Source organism: Pantoea sp. Cy-640 (assembly GCF_011752635.1).
In the GTDB taxonomy this organism is placed as follows: Bacteria; Pseudomonadota; Gammaproteobacteria; order Enterobacterales; family Enterobacteriaceae; genus Pantoea; species Pantoea dispersa.
Genome location: NZ_VWXB01000003.1, coordinates 436514 through 461036 on the forward strand (window position 1 = coordinate 436514; position 24523 = coordinate 461036).

Here is a 24523-nt window from a genome sequence, read left to right on the forward strand (position 1 = left end):
TCCGTTGGCGATTGCAATATGCCGGCAGCTTAACTGCCTCATAATTAATCAGTTTGCCGTGAACCGTTTCTCTTCCGTCAGCACCTGCAACAGTAGCGCCAGCTGAGGTTTATGATCTTTCAGCTCTTTGCCCTGGGCATCGTACGCGCTGTAGTTACCGTTGTTGCTGAGCACCAGCGTCACCGTTGGCGTGGTCACCACCAGTTTGCCATCTTCACTGCTGGCGACCCAGTTATGGCTGCGCTGCGCGGCAAACAGATCTTCACCCTGTGAATAGTTAACCGGATTGGTGCGCACGTGCAGCAGGCGCTGCATCAGCGTGGTCATCACATCCTGCTGATCGGTCAGGCGATCGATGCTCTGCGCCGGGGTATTCGGCCAGTGCACCACCAGCGGTACCTGCAGCGTCGCGCGGTTGCCCGGATTATCGCTGTTGTCGAAGGTGATGGCGCGCTGCGCCGTGATCACCACCACGGTATTTTTCAGCGCATCATTCTGCTGCAGCGTATGCAGCACCGTCGCGATTTGTTCATCCACGCCTGTCGCCTGGCGCATATAGCTGCGCTGGCGCGCTTTGGTGCTGTCGCCGGTTACCGTCACGCCGTTGAGCGCGATCCATGAGAACCAGGGCGCACCGCCTTTCTGACCATTGAGCCAGTTCTGCCACTGCGTCACCGTGGTGCTGTTGGGCTGGGTGTCGGCCTGCGGCAGGCTGTAATCCGCCAGCAGCGCCTGACGGTACAGCGGCTGGCTAAAGCCATCGGAAGAGAACAGGCCGAACTGATAACCCTGGCTGTTCAGCGCGCCGAGCAGGGCAGAGGGCATGCGCGCCGCCAGTACGCCGTCCATGTAGCTGGAGGAGATACCGTAGAACAGGCCGAACAGGCCTTTTTCCGGCTGCAGTCCGGCGCTGTAATGCTGGGTAAAGCGCACGTTATCACTGGCGAACTGATTGAGCGATGGCAGCGCTTTATCCACCGTGGCATTGTTCAGGCCGTCCACCGTCAGAATCAGCAGGTTGTGACGCGTTCCGCCATCGCGGAACGTAATATCGCTGAGCGGATACTGCACCGACAGCGCTTCCGGATCGCCCTGTTGCACCAGACGGCGCTGATACTCCTGCGCATCCAGCAGACCGTGTCGCTCCAGAAAGCGCCGTGCGGTCATCGGATAGGAGAGCGGCAGGTTGGCACGCTGCATGGTGATCGGCCGGTAAAAGTTGGCGTCCGCCCAGATATACAGCAGATGACTGGCAAAGAAGGCGCTGATAAACAGCGCGGCCAGCGGCTTGCCAAACGAACGCCGGTTCAGGCTGCGCAGCTTTTGCCAGCTCCAGGTGGCAAACAGCATCTCAACGAGGAAAATCAGCGGTACGCTGATAAACATCAGCTGCCAGTCGCGCGCCATCTCGCTTTGATCGGGGTTGACCACCAGTTCCCACACCACCGGATTGAGGTGCAGATGGAAACGGTTGAACACCGCGCTGTCGACCATAATCAGCGTCAGCCCGGCCGTGGCGACCACGGCGGAGAGCACGCGCAGCAACCGCTGCGACATGGCGACAAAGGTCAGCGGGAAGATAATCAGAAGATAAGCGGCAAACACGATAAAGCTGAAATGGCCAATCCAGCTGGTAAACGCATAAATACGGCCGGCGAGGGAAGAGGGCCAGTCGGCGACCAACAGGTAGCGGCTGCCTAAAATAAGCGCAAACAGAATATTAAACAGGGCAAACCAGTGCCCCCAGCTGATCATCTGGGAGACTTTTTCACGGTAGCGCTGCCGGTTGGTTACCATATTTATGAGGTCAAATCTGCAATTTAGTGGGCGTTGTCATCGCGCACGGAAGACTGCAGCGCTTCCGCAAACGAACGGGCGAGGCTGCGGCGCTGGGCCGGTGCGATGTCGGTGTTGATCAAATTGGTCACCATGTTCCCCAACACCATCAGGGAAAGATCGGTTGGCGCTTTGTCTTTTTCAAGAACCTGCGCCAGCTGCGCGAGAAGCTGTTCGACGCGCGCGTCGCTATAACGGGATGATTGTGGCATATCGTCGACTAATCAAGTGTGAAAACGCGGTATATTACCGTAACAACGCACTTTTTTCCGCAATTTTATCGCAAGCAGAACGATCAGTTTGTGCGCGCAGTTGAAAGCGGCTGCGGGCGGTGTTTGAATACGCGCCTGAGCCAAAAGGAGAGTCTACCATGAGTCTGGATATCGACCAGATTGCCCTGCATCAGTTAGTCAAACGTGATGAAAACCAGCTGGAACTGGTGCTGCGCGATACCCTGTTACCTGCCACGCAGGCGGTGGAAGAGATGGCGGAAGAGTTACACCGCGTCTATAGCGCCAAAAGCAAGGCTTACGGCCTGTTTAATGAAGACAGCGAGCTGGCGGAAGCGCTGCGCAACTGCCGCAAAGGGCAGGATGACTTCCTGGCGTTCAGCCGTGCGGCTACCGGACGCCTGCGCGACGAGCTGAGCAAATACCCGTTCGCTGAAGGCGGCGTGGTGCTGTTTCTGCACTATCGCTATCTGGCGGTGGAGTATCTGCTGGTGGCGGTGCTGAACAGCCAGTCGAGCATGCGCGTTAACGAGCAGCTCGACATCAGCAGCACGCACTATCTGGACATCAACCATGCCGATATCGTGGCGCGTATCGATCTCACCGAGTGGGAAACCAACCCGGAATCCACGCGCTACCTGACCTTCCTGCGCGGACGCGTGGGGCGCAAAGTGGCCGATTTCTTCATGGATTTCCTCGGTGCCAGCGTTGGTCTGGACACCAAAGCACAGAACCGCGGGCTGCTGCAGGCGGTAGATGATTATTGTGCCGAGTCCAGCCTCGATAAAAATGAGCGCCAGAACTATCGCCAGCAGGTCTACAGCTACTGCAATGAACAGCTGCAGGCGGGCGAGGAGATTGCGCTGGAAGATCTCTCCAGCGAGCTGCCGCCGCTGGGCGAAAAAACCTTTCAGGCGTTTACCCAGGAGCAGGGTTATGAGCTGGAAGAGCATTTCCCGGCCGACCGCAGCACCCTGCGTCAGCTGACGAAATTTGCCGGTAGCGGCGGGGGATTAACGCTTAACTTTGATGCCATGCTGCTGGGCGAGCGCATTTTCTGGGATCCGGCCACCGATACGCTGACCATCAAAGGCACGCCGCCGAATCTGCGCGATCAGCTGCAACGTCGTACCGGCGGTCAGTGATCGCCCGATATGCGCCATAAAAAAACGCCGCAGATGCGGCGTTTTTTCGTCAACCCGTTAGCGATTAAGCGCGAACGAAGTCGATGTGGTGCAGTTTTGGCTTGAACGGGTGACGCTGAACAGCCTGAACTTTAACTTTGGTTTCTTTACCGTCAACAACCAGAGTCAGCACGTCGCTGTAGAACTCAGGCTTAGCCTGCATGTTCATCACAGAGTCGTGGTCCAGTTCGATAGAAACCGCAGCGTCTTTACCGCCATAGATGATGGCCGGGAATTTGTTCGCTGCGCGCAGGCGGCGGCTCGCACCCTTACCCTGCTCTTTACGTACTTCTGCATTAATAGTGAACATCTTAAGATCTCTTCTATAGTTCCTGCTACAGGCGACCCAGCAACAGGACGGTTATTCAATACGCTTTTACGGATGCAAAAGCGGGCGGCATTATAGCCGGATTGCCACAGCGGGGCAAATGATTCCGCCGCTTAGCGCAGCTCGTTGGCGCGGCGATAGCGTCCCTGATAATCGAACATTTTTTCCCGCACCTGCCAGAAGTGGCCTTTGGCGCGCGCCACCACAAAATCGGGATGGCGCAGCAGCGGCTGCAGCGCCACCACATCAGCGGCGCTCTGCCAGCCGAGCTCCACGCCGGGCGCACGCTGATGTGGCCGCATAAACAGCTGCTCAAAGGCGGTGCGCTGCGCCGGGGTGCGCAGGCGAAAGCGCTCGCTGACGCTGGTGCCATCCTCATCAAAATAGGTGGCTTGCAGCCACTCGCCTTTATCATCGCGTCCGTGCGCCAGCGTCATACCACTGCAGCGCAGTACGCGCGCGTCTTTCAGCTTCAGCGCCGCTTTCAGCATATCATCGGGGTCGACCAGCACCTTGTCGCACTGCTGGCAGCGGCGCGCGGCGATGTCATTTTCTGCACCGCAGTCCGGGCAGCTTTTAAAGCGGAAACGGTAGTCGCACTGCGCGCGATGGCCCTCGTCATCGTCGAGCACGCCCTGACAGCGGCGGCCAAAGTGCTCAATGACGTGGCCATCTTCGGTCGCCTTGCCCCAGAAGGTATTCGCAAAGCCGCAGGCCGGACAAAACACCTGCACCGGCTGGTTATCGCTGGCGCCTTTCGCTGCGCCGACTTCGGGCGTAAAGAGATCGTGCGGGTTTCCGGCGTAATCGAGGATCAGGCAGTCGGTTTTGCCCGGTGCCAGCCGCAACCCGCGACCGACAATTTGCTGATACAGGCTGACCGATTCGGTCGGGCGCAGAATGGCGATCAAATCGACGTGCGGCGCGTCAAAGCCGGTGGTCAGCACCGCCACGTTAACCAGAAACTTAAGCTGCTGCGCTTTGAACTGCTGAATCAGCCGGTCACGCTCTTTCACCGGGGTTTCCGCCGACACCAGCGCACTGTTTTCCGGCAGCAGGCTGAGGATTTCCCGCGCGTGTTCAACGGTTGCGGCAAACACCATCACGCCGCGGCGCGTCTCAGCGAACTCGATGATCTGTCGCATGATCTGCGGCGTGACGCGCTGCTGCTGTTTCAGTTCGCGGTTAAGATCGGCCTCACTGAACAGGCCATTATTCTGCGGGATCAGCCGACTGAAATCGTACTGCACCACCGGCATATCCAGCCGCTCAGGTGGCACCAGAAAGCCATGTTTGATCATATAGCGCAGCGGCAATTCGTAGATGCAGTCACGGAACAGCGCGTTATCGTCGCCGCGCACCATGCCGTGATAGTGGTACTGGTAAATCCAGCCTTTGCCCAGGCGGAATGGCGTGGCGGTCAGCCCCAGCAGACGCAGCTGCGGATTGTGCTGGCGCAGATGGGCGAACAGCTGCTGATACTGGCTCTCCTCGTTGTCGCTGATGCGATGGCACTCATCGACGATCACCAGCGAAAAGGCGCTGTCAAAACTGGCCAGATTGCGCGCCACTGATTGCACGCTGCCGAACACCACTTTACCGTCGCTCTGCTTGCGCTGCAGGCCCGCGGCGAAGATGTCCGCCTGCAGGCCATACGCCTGATATTTACTGTGGTTCTGCTCCACCAGTTCTTTGACGTGAGCCAGCACCAGCACGCGACCGCGCGCCAGCCGCGCCAGTTCGGCGATCACCAGGCTTTTGCCGGCGCCGGTTGGCAGCACAATCACCGCTGGCGTGGCGTGGCGGCGAAAATGGGCAACGGTGGCATCAACGGCTTCTTGCTGATAGGGGCGCAGGGTAAACGACATGGGAACCGGCTTTTTCTGGAACGGACGCGCATTATGCCATGAAAGTGGCTGAAACGCAGGATCGGCACTATTAGCAGGCGAAGGTTCAGGCTATACTGCCCACACTTTTTCAACGGTTAACCCTGCTCTCAATTATGCCGTGGCCGCCGCGCTACGCTGTAAATGATTTACCGGGCAAACGCCGTTTCAGTTCCCCTCCGCAGTAACAGGCAAAAAAGCGAATTCATGCGACTCGACAAATTCATATCTCAGCAACTGGAAGTTAGCCGTGCCATCGCCGGCCGTGAAATACGTGGCAGAAAGATCACCATCAATGGCGAAGTGGTGCGCGACACCGCGTATAAAGTCCTGCCGGACGATGCCGTAGAGTACGACGGCAATCCGCTGACGGTGCAGCAGGGCCCGCGCTATTTCATGCTGAATAAACCGCAGGGCTATGTCTGCTCCACCGACGATCCGGATCATCCCACCATTCTCTATTTCATTGAGGAGCCGGCGGCGTTCAAACTGCACGCGGCAGGGCGGCTGGATATTGATACCACCGGGCTGGTGCTGCTGACCGATGATGGTCAGTGGTCGCATCGCATTACTTCTCCGCGCCATCACCTGGAGAAAACCTACCTGGTGGAACTGGAGCAGCCGCTTGACGCGGGGCTGATCGAAAAATTTGCTGCCGGCATTCAACTGCACAACGAGAAAGATCTGACCAAACCGGCGCAGCTGGAAATCCTCGATGAGAAAGCCGCGCGCCTCACCCTCAGTGAAGGGCGCTATCACCAGGTGAAACGTATGTTTGCGGCGATGGGCAACCACGTCACGGCGCTGCATCGCGAGAGCATCGGTGAGATTGTGCTGGATGAGGAGCTCGGTGAAGGCGAATACCGTGAACTGACCGAGGCGGAAATCAACAGCATCGGCCTGCCGGACGAACTGAAACAGCGTAAATAGCGGGAGACAGCGGTGCGTAAGGAAAAAAATTCACCGGTGGGATTAGTGGTGATTCTGGGATTGCTGGCCATGCTGATGCCGCTCTCCATTGATATGTATCTGCCGGCGATGCCGCAAATCGCCCGTGAATTCGCGGTGTCGGCCGGCAGCGTACAGATGACGCTGAATCTCTACATCCTCGGCTTCGCCATTGGTCAGCTGGTGTATGGCCCGCTGGCCGACAGCTACGGACGTAAACCGGTGATTGTGCTTGGCACGCTGATTTTCGCCTGCGCGGCGGCAGCCTGTGCGCTGTCGCAATCCATTGACCAGCTGATTCTGATGCGTTTCCTGCACGGGCTCTCCGCCGCCGCGGCCAGCGTGGTGATTAACGCCCTGATGCGCGACAGTTATTCGAAAGAAGATTTCTCGCGCATGATGTCGTTTGTCATGCTGATCACCACCATTGCGCCGCTGCTGGCCCCAATCATCGGCGGCTGGCTGCTGCTGCTGTGGAACTGGCACGCCATCTTCGGGACGCTGGCAATGGCCGCACTGATTACCACCGTGCTGGTGGTAACGCAGATCCGCGAAACGCTTAAGCCCGAGCAGCGGCAGCGTTTTCACCTGCGCACCACGCTGAGCAATTTTGTCGCGCTGGTGCGGCACAAACGCGCCTTCAGCTATATGCTGGCAAGCGGCTTCTCGTTTGCCGGGCTGTTTACCTTTCTTAATGCCGGGCCGTTTGTTTACATTGAAGTGAACCATGTGTCGCCGCAGAATTTCGGCTACTACTTTGGCCTCAACGTGGTGTTTCTGTTTGTCATGACGCTGATTAACAGCCGCGCGGTGCGCCGTTTCGGACCGCTGGCGATGTTCCGCCTCGGTCTGCTGATTCAGTTTGCCATGGGCATCTGGCTGCTGATTGTCAGCGCGCTTAACCTCGGTTTCCTGCCGCTGGTGTTTGGCGTGGCAATGTTTATTGGCTGCGTATCGACCGTCTCCTCCAATGCGATGGCGGTGATCCTCGACGAATTTCCTCATATGGCCGGCACCGCATCCTCGCTGGCCGGTACGCTGCGCTTTGGCGTCGGTGCGCTGGTTGGCGCGCTGCTGTCGCTGGTCAGCGTCAACAGCGCCTGGCCAATGGTCGCCACCATTGCGCTGTGCGCTACCGTCTCAATCGTGCTGTTCAGCTACGCCGCCCGTCCGCGCCACACCGCGTGATGGCGGCGGGTCGATTCTTAACCTGCTGTTATTTCACCTCCTGATTTGCCCCTCTCCGCGCTCTCGCTATGATTAATGTTTCCATATTGTGAAAATTAATTGATAAAAAAGTAACGACATTGCGTCTAAAATGATTGTTAAGCGCCGCGTAACGCGGTAAACATAGGCATAAATGCGAGAAAGCTCGCAAATAATAAAGTTGCATCACGCTTTGTGCTTAAAACGAGAAGGCTATCCTTGACGTCCGTATGCTGAGCTTGCCAGGTGGGGATTCACCGCGATGAAGCCGTCCGTTGTGAATAACGTTACTGTCTCTGGGAACCGAAACACTATGCTGCAACTCTCGGTTGTGCATCGTTTACCACAACTTTACCGCTGGTCGCTGGAACATGCCGGCGCCATTGAACGCCAGGAAGCAGCGAACGGCGCGCATGACGGGGATCTGGTCGCGCTGCGCCTGCTGAGCCATGACGGCCATCCGGCGCTGGAGATCCTGCAGCAGCTACAGGAAACGCTGGCGCAGATTCAGGTCGAGTGCAAAATTGCCGAATGTGAAGGGCAGCCGTGTTTGCTGATTCAGCGCGGCGACGAGAGCGCCACTAACTGTTGTCTGAAAAATCAGGGCGTGGCGATCGCCGAAACCTTTGACGGTCACTGAGGCCCGATCTCGCCCTGCGCGGAGGCCAGCAGCTGACGCGTATACTCTGCTGCGGGCGCGTTGAACAGCGCTTCGCATTCACCCTGTTCCACCACTTCACCCTGGCGCAACACTACCAGCTGATGACACAGCGCGCGCACCACCTGCAAATCGTGACTGATAAACAGATACGCCAGCTGATGCTGCTGCTGTAAACGGCGCAGCAGGGTGAGGATCTGCTTTTGCACCGAGCGGTCCAGCGACGAGGTGGGTTCATCCAGCACGATCAGCTGCGGCTGCAGGATGAGCGCGCGGGCAATGGCGATGCGCTGGCGCTGACCGCCAGAGAATTCCGCCGGGTAGCGGCTGCGGCTCGCTGCCTCCAGACCAACCTCTTCCATCACCGCAATGACTCTGGCTTCCTGTTCGGCAGCACTGAGCTGCGGCTGGTGCACCGCCAGCCCTTCGGCAATCACCTGCTGTACCGTCATGCGCGGATTGAGTGAAGAGTTGGGATCCTGAAACACCACCTGAATGCGCTGGCGCAGCGGCAGTAGCTGCTTCGCGCTCAGCTGATGCAGCGGCTGGCCGTCGAACCAGATCTCGCCGCGCGCAGCAATCAGGCGCAGCAGCGCCAGGCCGGTGGTGCTTTTGCCAGACCCGGATTCGCCGACTAACCCGAGGCTCTCGCCGCGCCGCAGGGTAAAACTGAGATTGTGTAGCGCGGTTTTTTCCGCCACGGTGCGCTTCAGCAGTCCACGGCGAATCGGGAAACCCACCTGCAAATTATTCACCTGCAACAGCGGCGGCGCGTCGTTCAGCGGCACCGGTGCGCCGTCCGGCTCGGCGGCCAGCAGCTCACGGGTATAAGGCTGCTGTGGCTGGCGAAACAGTGCGTCACAGCGGTTGTGTTCCACCTCGCGCCCGTTGCGCATCACCGTCACGCTGTGGGCCAGCTGACGCACAATGTTCAGGTTATGGGTAATGAACAGCATGCCCATGTTCAGTTCGCGCTGCAGTTCGCGCAGCAGCTGTAAAATCTGTGCCTGTACCGTGACATCCAGCGCCGTGGTGGGCTCATCGGCAATCAGCAGTTTGGGCTGCGTCAGCAAGGCCATGGCGATCATCACGCGCTGGCGCTCGCCGCCGGACAGCTGGTGCGGAAAATCCTGCAGGCGCGTCGCGGCCTGGCGAATGCCTACGCGATCGAGGCAGCTGAGAATTTCAGCGCGCGCCGCTTCACGCCGCATGCCACGGTGCAGCGACAGCACTTCATACAGCTGCTTTTCCACGCTGTGCAGCGGATTGAGTGACACCATCGGCTCCTGAAAAATCATCGCCATCTGGTTGCCGCGCAGCCCGCGCATCTCACGTTCGCTGGCCTGTAACACATCGCGCCCGTCAAACAGGATCTCGCCCTGCGGATAACTCACCGGCGGCTGCGGCAGCAGACGCATAACCGACAGCGCCGTCACGCTCTTGCCCGATCCCGATTCGCCCACCAGCGCCAGCGTTTCGCCAGCGTCGATACGCAGCGAGATATCTTCCACCACGCGGCGTGGCCCGAACGCCACCGCCAGATGATTCACCGTTAACAAACTCATTTAGCGCCCCCGGCTCGGATCAAAGGCATCGCGCACCGCTTCGCCGATAAAAATCAGCAGCGACAGCAGCAGGGCGAGGGCGAAGAAGCCGGAAAGGCCAAGCCACGGTGCCTGTAAATTGTTTTTTCCCTGCAGCAGCAGTTCGCCCAGCGACGGCGAGCCCACCGGCAGGCCGAAGCCGAGAAAATCCAGTGAGGTCAACGTGGTGATCGAACCGCACAGGATAAACGGCAGAAAGGTGAGCGTGGCGACCATGGCGTTGGGCAACATGTGGCGCAGCATGATGCGGCTATCGCTCACGCCCAGCGCGCGCGCGGCGCGGATATAGTCAAAGTTACGCGTGCGCAAGAACTCGGCGCGCACGACGCTCACCAGGCTCATCCAGCCGAAAATCACCGTCAGCAGTAACAGCCACCAGAAATTGGGCTGAATCACGCTGGAGAGCAGAATCAGCATGAACAACGTCGGCATGCCGGACCACACTTCAATCAATCGCTGGCCGATGAGGTCTACGCGGCCACCAAAGTAGCCCTGCAGGGCACCCACCACAATGCCAATCACGCTGGAGAACAGCGTTAACAGCAAACCGAACAGCAGCGAGATGCGCGTGCCGTACAGCAGGCGCGCCAGTACATCGCCACCGTTAGCATCGGTACCCAGCCAGTTTTGCGCGGACGGCGGTGACGGGAAGGGCACGTCGGTGGCGAAATGAATGGTGCTGTCGCTGAAGCGGATGGGAGCCCATAGCGCCCAGCCCTGCTGATCAATACGTTGTTTCAGCCACGGATCCTGATAATCGGCCGCCGTGGCAAACTGGCCGCCAAAATCACTCTCGCTGTAGTTAAACAGCAGCGGTGCGTACCAGCGCTGCTGGTAATGCACCAGCAGCGGTTTGTCATTGGCTAATAATTCCGCGCCCAGCGACAGCACAAAAATGAGCAGAAACAGCCACAGCGACCAGTAGCCGCGCCGGTTATGACGAAAGCGCTGCCAGCGCTGCTGGTTAACGGGAGATAAACGCATCAGCGGCCCTCAAAATCAATGCGTGGATCGACCAGCGTATAGGTCAGATCGCTGAGAATATTCATCAGCAGGCCAATCAGCGTAAAGATATACAGCGTGCCGAACATCACCGGATAGTCGCGCTGAATGGTGGCATCATAGCCGAGCAGCCCCATGCCGTTGAGTGAGAACATCACCTCAATCAGCACCGAGCTGGTGAAAAACATACTGATAAAGGTGGCGGGAAACCCGGCGATCACCAGCAGCATGGCGTTGCGGAACACGTGGCCGTACAGGATGCGCTTCTCATCCAGGCCCTTGGCGCGCGCCGTGACGACGTACTGTTTGCGCACCTCATCTAGGAACGAATTTTTCGTCAGCATGGTCAGGGTGGCAAAGCCGCCAATTACCGTAGCCAGCACCGGCAGGGTGATATGCCACAGGTAATCGCTGATTTTGCTGTACCACGGCAGCGTGTCAAACTGCGGCGAAGTGAGGCCACGTAGCGGGAACCAGTCGAGATAGCTGCCGCCGGCAAACAGCACAATCAGCATGATGGCAAACAAAAACGCCGGAATTGAGTAGCCGATGATGATAAAGATGCTGCTCCAGATATCAAACGCGCTGCCGTTGCGCACCGCTTTTTTGATGCCCAGCGGAATCGACACCAGATAGATGATCAGCGTGCTCCACAACCCGAGGCTGATCGACACCGGCAGGCTCTCTTTAATCAGCTGCAGCACCGAGGCGTTACGAAACAGGCTGTCGCCAAAGTCAAAACGCAGGTAATTCCACAGCATTTCGCCATAGCGCTGCAGCAGTGGCTTATCGAAGCCGTAGCGATGGGTTATTTCTGCCACCACCTCCGGATCCAGCCCGCGCGCGCCGCGGTACTGGCTGTCGCCGGGATTGTCGCGCACCAGCGCACCGCGCGCACCGCTGTCACTGCCGCCGCTGCCAGGCAGACCGGTACTATGACCAAACTGGATGTTGGCCAGCGCCTGATCGACCGGACCACCCGGCGCAATCTGTACGATAAAGAAATTCAGGGTGATGATGGCCCACAGCGTGGGAATAATCAGCAACAGCCTGCGCAGGAGATAAGCACCCAAACCGCTCTCCTCAGCGTCGATCGGCCGGTAAACGACCGGCTTTGTTCACATCGTACCACCAGTTTTCCAGCCCGGTGGCAAACGCCGGTTTAATCTGCGGATGGGAAAACTTGTCCCACCAGGCCAGCCGCTGTTCGGCGTTGTACCACATCGGAATCATGTAGGCGTTCCACAGCAGCAGGCGATCCAGCGCCTGACCGAGCGGCAGCAGCGCTTTTTCATCGCCCTGATGCGCCACGATCTGCTGCACGAAATGGTCGACCAGCGGATCTTTTACCCGCGCGGTGTTCCACGAGGAGCTGATGTAATCCGACTGCCAGACATACTGCAGGCTGGTGGAGGGCCACGGCATCGCCTGATAAAGCGACGGAATCATGTCGTAATCGCCTTCGCGCAGCCGGCGCAGATATTGCGAACTGTCCACCTGACGCAGCGTCATCGTAATGCCAAGCCGTGCCAGGCTGTGCTGGAACGGCAGCGCCCAGTCGTTCTGAGAACCGCTGCGCAGCAACAGTTCAAACTGAAACGGCTGGCCGGTTTTCACGTTTACTAACTGCTGATTTTTGATCTGCCAGCCGGCCTGCTTCAGCAGCGCCATCGCCCGCAGCAGATTGTTGCGGTCAAAGCCGCTGCCGTCAGAGTGCGGCGGCGCGTAGGCGTTGTTAAAGACCTCGGCAGGCAGCTGCGCCTTGTAGGGCGCGAGCAGGACCAGCTGATCGGCGTCTGGATAGCCTTTGGCGGCGTAAGCGGTGTTCTGGAAGTAGCTGTCGGTCCGCTTGTAAGCGCCGTAGAACAGCGCTTTGTTCATCCACTCAAAATCAAACGCCAGCGTCAGCGCCTCGCGCACGCGGCGGTCGGCAAACAGTGCTTTCTCGTTATTGAACGCCAGCCAGCGCGTGTCGGTGGCGACGTCATTCGGCGTGGTGGCTTTCACAATGGCGTGGCTGGTGAAGTTGCGCCCGCGATATTGTGTGGCCCATTTCTTCGCCGAACTCTCCTCGCGCAGGTCATAGGCACCGGCCTTAAACGCTTCAAAAGCCACGTTGTCATCAAGATAGTAGTCGTAGCGCAGGGTATCAAAATTAAAGCGACCGCGGTTCACCGGCAGATCGGCCGCCCAGTAGTTCTTCACCCGGCTATATTGGATGAACTGGCCGGATTTGTACGAAGTGACGCGGTAAGGCCCGCTGGCGAGCGGCGGATAGCCAATCGGCTCATTGAATTTTTTGTTCTGCCAGAATTTTTCCGGCAGCACCGGCAGCGTAATCCAGCTCAGCACCAGGTCTTTATCTGGTTTGGGCATCTCAATGCGCACCGTCAGCCGGTTCAGCGCTTTCACCTGCACGCCACGAAACGCCACGCGAAACTGCGGCACGCCTTCGGTCATGAATTTGCCGAAGGTGAAGGCGACATCCTGCGCGGTGATCGGCGTACCGTCCTGAAACTGCGCGTGCGGATTGATTGACACCTCCATCCAGTGATAATCGCTGGGATAGCGTGCTGATTCGGCGATCAGCGGATAGTAGCTGCCGGGCTCATCGTCTGAGGTGGTAAACAGGCCGTCGTACAACGTGTCAGTGCCGATACCGGGGTTGCCGCGCGACGCATAGCGGTTGAAGTTGTCGTAAGTGCCTACCACGGCGAGGGTGATCTTGCCGCCTTTTGGCGCCGCCGGATTGGCATAATCATAATGGCTGAAGTTGACCGCGTATTTCGGTTCGCCCAGCTTCGCAAAGGCATAGCTTTCATGAATAGTAACCGCGTGCACCGGCGCAATGGCGCTGCACATCAGTAGTGCTGTGGCAAGACGAAGCAGCATAAGTGGGGCGCTCTCCTGTGGTAATCCGCACTGTATGGTAGCAGTTTCATGCGCGGTACGTGACGTTAACCCAAACTGGCCTGGCTCTGATAGTAGCTGATCAGCTTTTCCGGGCGCAGCGGGCGGCTAAACAGATACCCCTGCAGATGCGTGACGCCCCGATTAACCAGCCAGGCCGCCTGGTCGCCGGTTTCCACTCCTTCCGCCACAGTTTTCAGGTTGAGTTTCTTTGCCAGCAGCAACACGGTGTCAAGCACCGGCGAGGTTACGGTTTCGGTGCCGATACTCTGCACAAAGCCGCGATCGATTTTCAGGTAGTCGAACGGATATTTTTCCAGATAGATCAGCGCGCTATGGCCAGTGCCGAAATCATCGATGGCAATCTTGAAATTGTGTTCATGCAGCCAGGCGAAGATTTCGCCGGCGTTCTTCTCCCGCACCATGGTGCGCTCGGTGATTTCAAATACATAGTTAAAATGATCGGCGGGCATACTGGCGATCCACGCCTGCACGTCGCGGCGAAAACTGGCCGATGCCAGATGCTGCGGTGACATATTCAGACTGAGACGGGTGCCGCGCGGCAGTTGCTGACAGAGAAAACGCGCGTCGCGCGCTACCAGGCTGAACAGATGTTGGGTCAGAGGAATAATCAGGTTCTGCGCTTCGGCGTGGCTGATAAATACATCGGGTGGGATCATGCCTTCAACCGGGTGAGTCCAGCGCAGCAGCGCTTCAACGCCATAGGGTTTGCCGTTGTGTGCCGTTACCAGCGGCTGATACTCAACGTGAAACTGACCGCGCCGGATGCCGAGCAGGATTTCACGTCCCGGTCGCTGATGCAGCGACAGCAGCAGCCAGCTGATTGCGGCAACCAGCAGCGCCAGCAGCAGGCCGGTCAGCAACGCCAGCGTGTAATCGCGTGAGGCCAGCGTGCTGCCGTAAAGCACAAAGCGCATGCTGCCGTCATCAAGCGTCAGGTCGGTGAGGGCGGGCGGCAAATCGCGGCTGCGCACCACCTGGCTGGTGCCGCTGAGCAGCGCGCTGTCGCCTGCCACCAGCGCCATGCGCGTGATTTCGGGATGGTAAGAGGCCAGCAGCTGGTAAGGCGTCATGCTGAGGTTCATGGTGGCGAGGATGCCGGTTTCGTTCGCTCCCGGACTTTTCAGCCACAGCGCCAGCGCTGGCTTGGCGGGCTGCAGCGGTGTGCCGGGCAGCAGGCGGACGTCACGGTCGCGCTCCAGCTCTGAATCGGGTGAAATGGCGCTGGCGGCCAGCAGAAATGCGCCGGTAGCCGAAGAGCAGTAAGCGTTGCCGTCGCGTACCAGTAATATCGCGCGAATGTTGCCGGCAAAGGCGGCGCGAGAGGTCAGCTCACGGTTGACGCTGTTGCAGCTGAGTTGAGTGTATTGCTGCAGTGGATAAAGGCTCTCGACCAGGGTTGACATCACCTGTTGCAGATCGTCACGGCTGTGAGCCAGCAGCTGCTGGTGTTGCTGGACGCGTTTTTGCCAGGTCAGCGTGAGCAGGACGGTGACAAACAGGATAAAAAACGCGACCCCAATAATTACGCTACTCCAGGCGATGCGCCGCGAGTAGCTGGCATGACGATTTAACGTCCCCGACAGTGGCATGGAGTTGGTTCCCCTGATCTTGCCCTTTTTATTATAAAAACGCATACAACTGTGCTGGTTCAAGGCAACGAGAATATAACGAGGCTGCGCGAAAAGTCTCGTTATATTTTTGATTCACAATTACTTTTTCCGTCATGGATTTGGCTTAAGCAACCGCAGACGAAAAAAAACGCTGCCGGGGCAGCGTTTTCAGATTCTCTGGCTGAGAACATCAGGAAGGAAGGGGATTAACTGGGATTTTTTGCCAGTACCCGACGCGCTTCGCGGTAGCGGTTTTTCCAGTAACTGTCGTTAAGGCTGGAAATCATCACGCCGCTGCTGGTAGACGCGTGTACAAAATTGTCGTTGCCGAGATAGATGCCGACATGGCGACCGGTGGAGCCGGCGCGGAACAGCACTAAATCACCCGGACGCAGTTTACTGCGTGAAATCTCTTTACCGCTGTCCTGCTGTTCCGATGTGGAACGCGGCAGCTCTAAACCAAACTGTTCGCGAAAGGTGCGCTGAACAAAAGCAGAGCAGTCAATGCCGCGTTTGGTGTCGCCGCCTAAGCGATAACGCACACCTTTCCAGTCACTGTACTGCTCCATGATGCGGGACTTAACGTCCACGTTCTGCACCATTTGTTCAAATTCGTCCTGAGACGCCTGAAGTAAAAAACCATTCTGGTTGTTAACTTCATGATTCTCGTTATTCGCGTTCTGACCGTTATGGGTACTGCTACATGCCGATAAGAGGGTTGCTAATGCTACTGCGGGAATAATCCGCCTGAGGTATCTCAGAATTGGTTGAGACTTGACCATTGTACGTGTTTTCCTTCGATGTCCTTACGACAGAATGTCGCCAGCCAGATGACAAAACGGGTTGAGATTAATAAGTGCGACCCTCTAAGACAATTCCTTAATTACTAAAATGTGTTAATGCACACATTTTTGTTGCTTAAGGTACCGAATTTTATGCTGCACGGTAGTAATCGGAGTTGAGGTTAACCGATTACAGACCGCGTGGCGAGTGCTTTTATATAAATTTTTATAGGTTTTTTTGATGTGAAATCAATCTGTAACACAACGGTTACTTTATCAACAACTGGTAGCGATTTAAGCGTCAATTAGCGGCAGGAACAGCGGCTAATTCTGGCGCTAAGGGAGATTTTAAGAGGGTTCTGACTGGACAGGCCAGGAATAACGCCATTGTCAGACGATTTGACGCATAGGTTTTTCTTTTATCAGAAAACGCTTAGTTCGCTAATAATTTATTGCAGGATTAAATAAGCGCAGGCGATCTTAAAAACAGGAAATAATCGCCCGCGCTAAACAATTACGCCTGGGGTTTATATTTTCCGGGCAGCGAACGATAGAGCCAGTTCACCAGTTTGTCGCTGGCCGGTGTTAATAACCACCAGCTCAGGCCCACCAGCACCACCGACAGCGAACCGACCGCGATATCGGTAAACCAGTGCGCACCCGCCATCACGCGCGGCAGGGAAAAGAGCACCACAATCAGCAGGCCCATCAGGAAGGCGCGGAAGCCGAAATAGCGCCACATAAAGCAGGCGAAGATAATCAGCATCATGCCATGGTCGCCGGGGAAGCTGTCTCTGGACGCATCTTTTGCCGGAATGCCGGTCAGTTCGCTGACGCGATGCACGTTATCAAAGAACAGCGTCGGGCTGGCATGCTTAACCGGCAGCAGGTGGCCCAGCTGGTTAAGAATCACCGCCGTCAGCAGCATGGTGATACCAATCGCCAGCATACGACGTCGGCCCTGCGGCGTTTCGCGGCGCCAGAACCACAGATAGAGCAGGCCCATCGCCAGCAGCGACACCGCATCAAAACCGCGGAAATTGGTGATCGCCACCAGCAGCGCAAAGCCGTGATGGTCGACCATCTGGTCGTTAAAGCCAAAAAAGATGCCTTTGTCGAGAGCGAACCAGAACCCGTGCTCCGGCGGCAGATACCACGACATAAATAGCATCACACCCAGCGCATTCAGCAGCAGGATGGTGATCAAACGAGAAGTGCGCATAAAAGTAACTCAAAAAGAAAAAAATAACGGGCAAACCTACCGCAGCTAATTTAAACGAATCTTCAACAGGGCAGTCTGCAAGGCGTTCCAGTCGGTGGCCTGATGGTGGATCAATTCGATACGGCTATCGGGTGGCGTGACCGGGCGCGTTTCGATGAACAGGTCTTCGCCCTGACGGTTAATGCTGACCAGACCGTCAGCGGTACGCAGCACGCCTTTCACGCGATCCACCGGCGCAAGCCGCGCCCACTCTAAAGCCGGAATGGTATCGAACACCGTGTCACCATCGAAAATCCAGCCACAGGAAGCATAGCCCTGACCTTCATTTAACGCACGACGCCAGCGCGCTTCGCCTTCCAGTTTCAGCGCCGCCAGCCCCTGCGGGCGTGACGAATGATGATGATGCGCGGCATCGGGTACCGCACGATCCGCCAATGCCGGCTGACTCAGCAACGCCGGATCAATATTGCCCCAGCTGGCTTCCACCAGTTGACGGTCGCCCAGATGCTGCTGCTGCCAGCTCGCCAGCCGCTGGCGATCTTCCGCATCCCACTTGTCGCTTTTGTTGGCGATGATGATGTCTGCGGCGATCAGCTGGTCGCGAAAGTTTTCATTCTCCGTGACGCGCGTATCGGATAACTGACGCGGATCGAGCAGCGTCAGCGTGGCCTCCACGCGGATCCACGGCTGATAGACCGCTGCGCGCAGCATATTCAGTAACTGTTTGGGATGGCCAAGGCCGGTGGGTTCGATAATCAGACGGTCCGGCTGAGTCTGCTTCAGCAGCATATTCAGCCCGACCTGCAGAGGCAGGCCGTTAACACAGCACATGCAGCCGCCGGGGATCTCTTTCAGCGTGGCGCCGCGGTCGGCGAGCAGGGCGCCGTCAATGCCGATCTCGCCAAACTCGTTGACCAGAATGGCCCACTTTTCATTGGCCGGTTTGTGCGCCAGCAGATGTAACAGGGTGGTGGTTTTACCGCTACCGAGAAAACCGGTAATCAGGTTCACGCGCGTCATGATTTACTCCGTTAAAATAGCCGCGCCGGACAACCGCATCCGGCGCGCAGGCTGTTGTTATACTATAACAATCAACCGCCGCCGGAGAAAATCGTGCGCTTAATCGGCGCGTCCCATATAACGACGCTCGGCAATATGGATACGGATGCGATCGCCATTGCTCAGGTACTCCGGCACCTGAATCGACAGCCCGGTGCTCATGCCCGCCGGTTTGGTGCGCGCACTGGCGGATGCCCCTTTGATGCCAGGTGAGGTATCAACAATCTCCATGTCTACCGTCTGCGGCAGTTCCAGCGCCAGCACCTGACCATCCATGGTAAGCACCTGGATACCGGGAATGCCGCCTTCCGGAATAAACAGCAGCTCTTCTTCGATCTGATCTTTTTTAAAGCTGTACGGCGTGTAATCTTCGTCATCCATAAACACGTATTCGTCGCCGTCGATGTATGAGAAGGTCACCGCGCGGCGGCTGAGCTGGATGGCATCAATAATGTCGTCGCCCTTGAAGCGCTCTTCAACTTTCAGGCCGGTGCGCACATCGGTGAAACGCATCTTGTACAGCGTGGCGGCGCCGCGCGCGCTCGGGCTCTGGACATCGATATCCTTCACCAGCAACAGTTTACCGTTCCAGGTGACGGCCATTCCTTTTTTGATTTCGTTTGCCTTTGGCATAATGCTTGACTCGCTATAACCAGGTAGATGCGCGCCAACTTACTCGCGCGGTGAAAAACAGGCAAGTGAGGCCGGTGAAAATTGTTGGTCGCGCATAGAATTCCGCGGTGCAGACTGCTATTGTCGGCCGCTAATCTTTGCAGGAGCGCATGATGTTATGTCGAGACCAGTGCGGTGCCTGCTGCACAGCCCCCTCCATCTCTTCCCCCATTCCCGGTATGCCTGACGGCAAACCGGCCAATACCCGCTGCGTTCAGCTCGACGAACAGCAGCGCTGCAAGATCTTTGGTTCGCCGCTGCGTCCGGCGGTGTGTGCCGGTTTACAGCCACAGGTGGAGATGTGCGGCAACAGCCGCGCCGACGCCATGATCTACCTGCTGCAGCTGGAAGCCGATACCGCGCCCTGAGTTTAAGCTGACGCGAGCTGAACAGCACGCTCGTCACAGGTACCGCGTTACAGCAACGCGTCAGCGCGCCCGCTGTGAAAAATCCTAAATCCGCCGCGAAGTGTGCGGAGCATCAAAAATCTGCTACGCCGATTGCGCATTTTCTTGCCTGTAATCGGGGGCTGTACCATATTCCCTGAAACGTTTCAGCGTTGTCCTCCCGGCTAAGTCCGTGTCGCACAGCGTATTTTTTCGCCATCAGGCTGAAACGATTCACTTTCAGCAAGCGAGGAGAAATATGTTCCAGCTCGAAGTTCAGGCCATTCACACCGGCGCCAGCGCGTCCGATAAAGAACAGGCCATTCGTCAGGTTGCCGCTGCGCTTACTGCGGCCGGAAATGTGGCCGAAGGCTACGTCGACGGCATGCTGGCGCGCGAACAGCAAACCACCACCTTTCTCGGCAACGGCATCGCCATTCCGCACGGCACCACCGATACCCGCGATCTGGTGCTGAAAACCGGCGTGCAGGTTTATCAGTTCCCGCAGGGCGTGGACTGGGGCGATGGCCAGACAGCATACGTCGCCATCGGCATTGCCGCTAAATCTGACGAGCACCTCGCGCTGCTGCGCCAGCTGACCCACGTATTAAGCGATGACAGCATCGCGGAGCAGCTGAAATCTGCCTCTGCTGAAGAGCTGCGCGCGCTGCTGATGGGTGAAAAGCAGGCCGCTGAATTCCAGTTCGATACGTCGCTGATCGCCACTGACGTGGCCGCCAGCGATCTGATGACGCTGCAGGCGCTGAACGCCGGTCGTCTGCAGGCGGCCGGTGCCGTTGACGCCAGCTTTGTCGCAGACGTCGTCTCGCACGCGCCGCTCAGCCTCGGTCAGGGCATCTGGCTGAGCGACAGCACGCACGGCAACCTTAACAGCGCGGTGGCAGTGAGCCGCAGCGCGACGCCGCTGACGCATCAGGGCGAACCGGTAGCGCTGCTGCTGACGGTCGCCGCCACCGATCAGCGCCCGCTTGAGGTGCTGGGTTACCTCAGCAATCTGCTGCTGAACAAGCAGGCTGAACGCCTGCTGAAGGCGGACGCGGCAGGCATTCTCGCGCTGCTGACCAGCGAAGTGGATGAAGCTGCGGACGTCTTAACCGCGGAATTCACCATCCGCAACGAGCACGGTCTGCATGCGCGTCCGGGCACCGCGCTGGTGAGTGTGATCAAGCAGTTCAACAGCGATATCACCGTGACCAATCTCGACGGCAGCGGTAAGCCGGCTAACGGGCGCAGCCTGATGAAGGTGGTCGCGCTGGGCGTGAAGAAAGGCCATCGTCTGCGTTTCACCGCCAGCGGTGACGATGCGCAGCAGGCACTGCACGCTATCGAAGAAGCCATTAATAGCGGTCTGGGCGAGGGGGCAGCATGAGTCGTCGCGTTGCCACTATCACCCTGAACCCGGCGTACGATCTGGTCGGCTACACGCCGGAGATCGAGCGCGGCGAAGTTAACCTGGTCAAAACCACCGGGCTGCACGCTGCGGGTAAAGGCATCAATGTCGCCAAAGTGCTGAAAGATCTCGGCATCGACGTTACCGTCGGCGGCTTCCTCGGCAAAGAGAATCAGGACGGCTTTCAGCAGCTGTTCAGCGAACTCGGTATCGCTAACCGTTTTCAGGTGGTGCAGGGGCGTACCCGCATTAACGTTAAGCTGACGGAAAAAGACGGCGACGTCACCGACCTCAACTTCTCGGGCTTTGACGTCACGCCACAGGACTGGGACCGCTTCACCGCCGACTCGCTGACCTGGCTGGGCCAGTTCGATATGGTGTGCGTCAGCGGCAGCCTGCCAGCGGGCGTTGCGCCGGACGCGTTCACCAAATGGATGAGCGATCTGCGCACCCACTGCCCGTGCATCATTTTTGACAGCAGCCGTGAAGCGCTGGTGGCCGGTCTGAAAGCGGCACCGTGGCTGGTTAAACCCAATCGCCGCGAGCTGGAGATCTGGGCTGGCCGCAAGCTGCCGACGCTGCAGGATGTGATTGACGCCGCGCACCAGCTGCGCGAGCAGGGCATTGCCCACGTGGTGATCTCCCTCGGTGCGGAAGGCGCGCTGTGGGTCAATGCCTCTGGCGAATGGATCGCCAAACCACCTGCGTGTGAAGTGGTCAGCACCGTAGGCGCCGGAGATTCGATGGTTGGCGGCCTGATTTATGGCCTGCTGATGCGGGAATCCAGTGAACACACGCTGCGTCTGGCGACGGCGGTGGCGGCCATGGCCGTCAGCCAGAGCAACGTCGGCGTGACCGATCGTACCCAGTTGGCCGCGATGATGGCGCGCGTCGACTTACAACCCGTTAACTAACAGCAGGAGAGCGATAATGAAAACGCTGCTGATAAAAGATTCTTCACTCGGCCTGGCATCAGGCCATTTAGCCTCGGAACGTCTGCAGGCGGCGGCAGGGCAGGCGGGACTGACGCTGGTCGACAGCGCCGCGGACGCCGAACTGGTGCTGGTGATTGGCCAGCAGGTTACCGACAACGCGCAGCTCGCCGGCAAGTCCGTTGCCCTCGTGGATGTGCAGCAGGCGCTGCGCGATCCGCAGGCGGCGCTGGCGCTGGCTAAAGATGCGGCGCAACCGTGGCAGCCGGCTGCGGCAACCCCGGCGGCAAGTGCACCGGCGCAGAGCGCCGGGCAGAAACGTATTGTGGCCGTCACTGCCTGTCCGACCGGCGTGGCGCATACCTTCATGGCAGCCGAGGCGATTGAAGCGGAAGCCAGCAAGCGCGGCTGGTGGGTAAAAGTGGAAACCCGCGGCTCAGTGGGCGCCGGCAACCCGATCACCCCGGAAGAAGTGGCGGCGGCCGATCTGGTGATCGTTGCGGCGGATATCGACGTTGACCTGGCGAAATTTGCCGGCAAGCCGATGTACCGCACCTCCACCAGTCTGGCGCTGAAGAAAACCGCACAGGAGCTGGATAAAGCGCAGGCGGAAGCCAAAGTCTGGCAGCCTTCCGGCAACCAGGCGGCAGCCAGCCAGAGCGACAGCAAAGAGAAAGCCGGTGCCTATCGGCATCTGCTGACCGGCGTATCTTATATGCTGCCGATGGTGGTCGCCGGCGGTCTGAGCATTGCGCTGTCATTCGCCTTCGGGATTACCGCGTTTAAAGAGCAGGGCACCTTAGCCGCGGCGCTGATGCAGATCGGTGGCGGCAGCGCCTTTGCGCTGATGGTGCCGGTGCTGGCGGGCTTTATCGCCTTCTCGATTGCTGACCGTCCGGGCCTGACGCCAGGTCTGATTGGCGGCATGATCGCCACCAGCATCAACGCCGGTTTCCTTGGCGGCATCATCGCCGGTTTCATCGCCGGTTACGCCGCCAAACTGCTGAGCAGCAAAGTGAAGCTGCCGCAAAGTATGGAAGCGCTGAAGCCGATTCTGATCATTCCGCTGGTGGCCAGTCTGATTACCGGCCTGCTGATGATTTACGTGGTAGGCAAACCGGTTGCCGGCATCATGAGCGGCCTGACCAGCTGGCTGGCGAACATGGGCACTGCTAACGCGGTCCTGCTGGGCGCGATTCTGGGCGGCATGATGTGTACCGACATGGGCGGTCCGGTGAACAAAGTGGCTTACGCGTTTGGTGTTGGTCTGCTGAGTTCGCAAACCTACGCGCCGATGGCCGCGATCATGGCGGCCGGTATGGTGCCACCGCTGGCGATGGGGCTGGCAACGCTGGTAGCGCGTCGTAAGTTCAATAAAGGTCAGCAGGAGGGCGGTAAAGCCGCGCTGGTACTCGGCCTGTGCTTTATCTCCGAAGGTGCCATTCCGTTTGCGGCGCGTGATCCGATGCGCGTGCTGCCATGCTGCATAGTGGGTGGCGCAGTGACCGGTGCGATCTCCATGGCGATGGGGGCCAAACTGATGGCGCCGCACGGCGGGCTGTTCGTCCTGCTGATTCCAGGCGCCATTACCCCGGTGCTGGGTTACCTGCTGGCGATTGTGATTGGTACGCTGATTGCGGGTCTGGGCTATGCGATTCTGAAACGTCCGGAAGAGGAACTGGTCAAAGCCGCGTAACGGCAGTCAGGAACAACAAAGGGAGCCGCGGCTCCCTTTTTAATTGGCGACAGGCCCCGGTGAAACCCGTTACGCCTGCTGCTCGGCCTTCAGCCAGGCAATTTCATCCTTCCAGATATCCGGATTGATGGTTTCGAGAATCATCGGGATACCGTCAAAACGCGCATCCTTCATCAGCCAGCTAAACGCGGTCTTGCCAATGTTGCCCTCGCCGAGGCTGTGATGGCGATCCACGCGGCTGCCGAGCGTGGATTTGGCATCGTTAAGGTGCATACCGCGCAGATACTGGAAGCCCACCACGCGCTCAAACTCGGCAAAGGTGGCTTCACAGGCAGCTTCGCTGCGTAAATCATATCCGCCAGCGAAGGCGTGGCAGGTGTCGATGCATACGCCGACGCGCGATTTATCCTCGACGTGGTCAATAATCGCCGCGAGGTGTTCAAAGCGGAAACCGAGGTTGCTGCCCTGACCGGCGGTATTCTCAATCACCGCTACCACGTTGTGGGTTTTATCCAGCGCAATGTTGATCGACTCGGCGATGCGCTTCAGGCAGGCATCTTCATCAATCTGCTGCAGGTGGCTGCCGGGATGGAAGTTGAGCAGCGTCAGACCAAGCTGTTCGGCGCGCTGCATCTCATCGATAAACGCCTCGCGCGATTTCTCCAGCGCGTCCATCACCGGGTGGCCGAGGTTAATCAGATAGCTGTCGTGCGGCAGGATTTGCGCGGCGCTAAAGTTGTATTGATCGCAGGTGGTTTTAAAAGCGTCGATCACCTGCGCAGAGAGCGGCGCGGCTTTCCACTGGCGCTGATTTTTAGTGAACAGCGCAAAGGCTGTGGCTTCGATTTCATGGGCACGGATCACTGCCTGGTCTACGCCGCCGGATGCGCTTACGTGTGCGCCGATATATTTCATGCCGCTCTCCTGAATGGGCGAT

Annotated in this window: 22 protein-coding genes; 8 read left to right on the forward strand and 14 right to left on the reverse strand. The window is 58.2% G+C overall.

What is annotated here, in order from left to right:
* Window positions 1-48: 48 nt before the first annotated feature.
* A complete protein-coding gene (gene yejM, locus F3J36_RS10870) occupies window positions 49-1797 on the reverse strand; it encodes an LPS biosynthesis-modulating metalloenzyme YejM (RefSeq protein WP_166719672.1) in 1749 nt (582 codons plus the stop codon).
* A gap of 23 nt (window positions 1798-1820) precedes the next feature.
* On the reverse strand, window positions 1821-2048 hold the full coding sequence (locus tag F3J36_RS10875) for a YejL family protein (RefSeq protein WP_021509249.1): 228 nt from the start codon (window positions 2046-2048) through the stop codon (window positions 1821-1823).
* A gap of 158 nt (window positions 2049-2206) precedes the next feature.
* Here F3J36_RS10875 and yejK point away from each other — a divergent pair, with 158 nt between their 5' ends.
* Window positions 2207-3211 (forward strand): nucleoid-associated protein YejK, encoded by a 1005-nt coding sequence (gene yejK, locus F3J36_RS10880; protein WP_021509250.1) that lies wholly within the window; start codon window positions 2207-2209, stop codon window positions 3209-3211.
* A 64-nt stretch (window positions 3212-3275) separates the two neighbouring features.
* Here yejK and rplY read toward each other — a convergent pair whose 3' ends face one another.
* Entirely contained in the window at window positions 3276-3560 is a 285-nt protein-coding gene (gene rplY, locus F3J36_RS10885) for a 50S ribosomal protein L25 (protein ID WP_058775794.1), read from the reverse strand.
* Window positions 3561-3691: 131 nt separating this feature from the next.
* Window positions 3692-5446, reverse strand: a complete 1755-nt coding sequence (locus F3J36_RS10890) for a DEAD/DEAH box helicase (protein ID WP_166719673.1) — start codon at window positions 5444-5446, stop codon at window positions 3692-3694.
* Between the two features lie 225 nt (window positions 5447-5671).
* Here F3J36_RS10890 and rsuA point away from each other — a divergent pair, with 225 nt between their 5' ends.
* The 3 genes from rsuA to F3J36_RS10905 all read left to right on the forward strand — a co-directional run bounded on the left by rsuA (window position 5672) and on the right by F3J36_RS10905 (window position 8258).
* Window positions 5672-6394, forward strand: coding sequence for a 16S rRNA pseudouridine(516) synthase RsuA (rsuA, locus tag F3J36_RS10895; RefSeq protein ID WP_021509252.1), 723 nt, complete (start codon window positions 5672-5674; stop codon window positions 6392-6394).
* A 12-nt stretch (window positions 6395-6406) separates the two neighbouring features.
* A complete protein-coding gene (locus F3J36_RS10900) occupies window positions 6407-7600 on the forward strand; it encodes a Bcr/CflA family multidrug efflux MFS transporter (protein WP_166719674.1) in 1194 nt (397 codons plus the stop codon).
* Between the two features lie 331 nt (window positions 7601-7931).
* Window positions 7932-8258 (forward strand): hypothetical protein, encoded by a 327-nt coding sequence (locus tag F3J36_RS10905; RefSeq protein WP_021509254.1) that lies wholly within the window; start codon window positions 7932-7934, stop codon window positions 8256-8258.
* On the opposite strand, the gene yejF is transcribed toward F3J36_RS10905, so the two are convergent.
* The 9 genes from yejF to yeiP form a co-directional block, all read right to left on the reverse strand.
* Entirely contained in the window at window positions 8252-9841 is a 1590-nt protein-coding gene (gene yejF / locus F3J36_RS10910; RefSeq protein ID WP_166719675.1) for a microcin C ABC transporter ATP-binding protein YejF, read from the reverse strand. The two genes, F3J36_RS10905 and yejF, sit on opposite strands and share 7 nt — an antisense overlap.
* Window positions 9842-10864, reverse strand: coding sequence for an ABC transporter permease (locus F3J36_RS10915; protein WP_021509256.1), 1023 nt, complete (start codon window positions 10862-10864; stop codon window positions 9842-9844). It lies immediately after the preceding gene.
* Window positions 10864-11955 (reverse strand): microcin C ABC transporter permease YejB, encoded by a 1092-nt coding sequence (locus F3J36_RS10920; protein ID WP_166719676.1) that lies wholly within the window; start codon window positions 11953-11955, stop codon window positions 10864-10866. The genes F3J36_RS10915 and F3J36_RS10920 overlap by 1 nt, the downstream gene beginning before the upstream one ends.
* Window positions 11956-11965: 10 nt before the next feature.
* Window positions 11966-13774, reverse strand: coding sequence for an extracellular solute-binding protein (locus F3J36_RS10925; RefSeq protein ID WP_166719677.1), 1809 nt, complete (start codon window positions 13772-13774; stop codon window positions 11966-11968).
* 65 nt (window positions 13775-13839) lie between these two features.
* The gene (locus tag F3J36_RS10930; protein ID WP_058757525.1) at window positions 13840-15405 is read right to left on the reverse strand and encodes a cyclic di-GMP phosphodiesterase; all 1566 of its coding nucleotides are present in this window, start codon (window positions 15403-15405) and stop codon (window positions 13840-13842) included.
* Between the two features lie 227 nt (window positions 15406-15632).
* Window positions 15633-16208: a bifunctional murein DD-endopeptidase/murein LD-carboxypeptidase gene (gene mepS, locus F3J36_RS10935; RefSeq protein ID WP_031280047.1), complete on the reverse strand. Its 576-nt coding sequence runs from the start codon at window positions 16206-16208 to the stop codon at window positions 15633-15635.
* A 514-nt stretch (window positions 16209-16722) separates the two neighbouring features.
* Window positions 16723-17430 (reverse strand): phosphatase PAP2 family protein, encoded by a 708-nt coding sequence (locus F3J36_RS10940; protein WP_031280048.1) that lies wholly within the window; start codon window positions 17428-17430, stop codon window positions 16723-16725.
* A gap of 45 nt (window positions 17431-17475) precedes the next feature.
* A complete protein-coding gene (locus tag F3J36_RS10945) occupies window positions 17476-18450 on the reverse strand; it encodes a GTP-binding protein (protein WP_166719678.1) in 975 nt (324 codons plus the stop codon).
* Window positions 18451-18549: 99 nt separating this feature from the next.
* Window positions 18550-19122: an elongation factor P-like protein YeiP gene (gene yeiP / locus F3J36_RS10950; RefSeq protein ID WP_031280049.1), complete on the reverse strand. Its 573-nt coding sequence runs from the start codon at window positions 19120-19122 to the stop codon at window positions 18550-18552.
* 152 nt (window positions 19123-19274) lie between these two features.
* On the opposite strand from yeiP, the gene F3J36_RS10955 reads away from it, so the two are divergent.
* From F3J36_RS10955 to fruA, 4 genes are all read left to right on the forward strand, one after another.
* Window positions 19275-19529, forward strand: a complete 255-nt coding sequence (locus tag F3J36_RS10955) for a YkgJ family cysteine cluster protein (RefSeq protein ID WP_104093088.1) — start codon at window positions 19275-19277, stop codon at window positions 19527-19529.
* A gap of 277 nt (window positions 19530-19806) precedes the next feature.
* A complete protein-coding gene (gene fruB, locus F3J36_RS10960) occupies window positions 19807-20937 on the forward strand; it encodes a fused PTS fructose transporter subunit IIA/HPr protein (RefSeq protein WP_058769932.1) in 1131 nt (376 codons plus the stop codon).
* On the forward strand, window positions 20934-21872 hold the full coding sequence (gene fruK / locus F3J36_RS10965) for a 1-phosphofructokinase (RefSeq protein WP_021509266.1): 939 nt from the start codon (window positions 20934-20936) through the stop codon (window positions 21870-21872). The genes fruB and fruK overlap by 4 nt, the downstream gene beginning before the upstream one ends.
* Before the next feature lie 16 nt (window positions 21873-21888).
* Complete coding sequence (fruA, locus tag F3J36_RS10970; protein ID WP_166719679.1) at window positions 21889-23586, forward strand: PTS fructose transporter subunit IIBC; 1698 nt, start codon at window positions 21889-21891, stop codon at window positions 23584-23586.
* 69 nt (window positions 23587-23655) lie between these two features.
* Here the strand turns inward: fruA and nfo are convergent, their stop codons facing one another.
* On the reverse strand, window positions 23656-24501 hold the full coding sequence (nfo, locus tag F3J36_RS10975) for a deoxyribonuclease IV (protein ID WP_166719680.1): 846 nt from the start codon (window positions 24499-24501) through the stop codon (window positions 23656-23658).
* Between the last annotated feature and the right edge of the window lie 22 nt (window positions 24502-24523).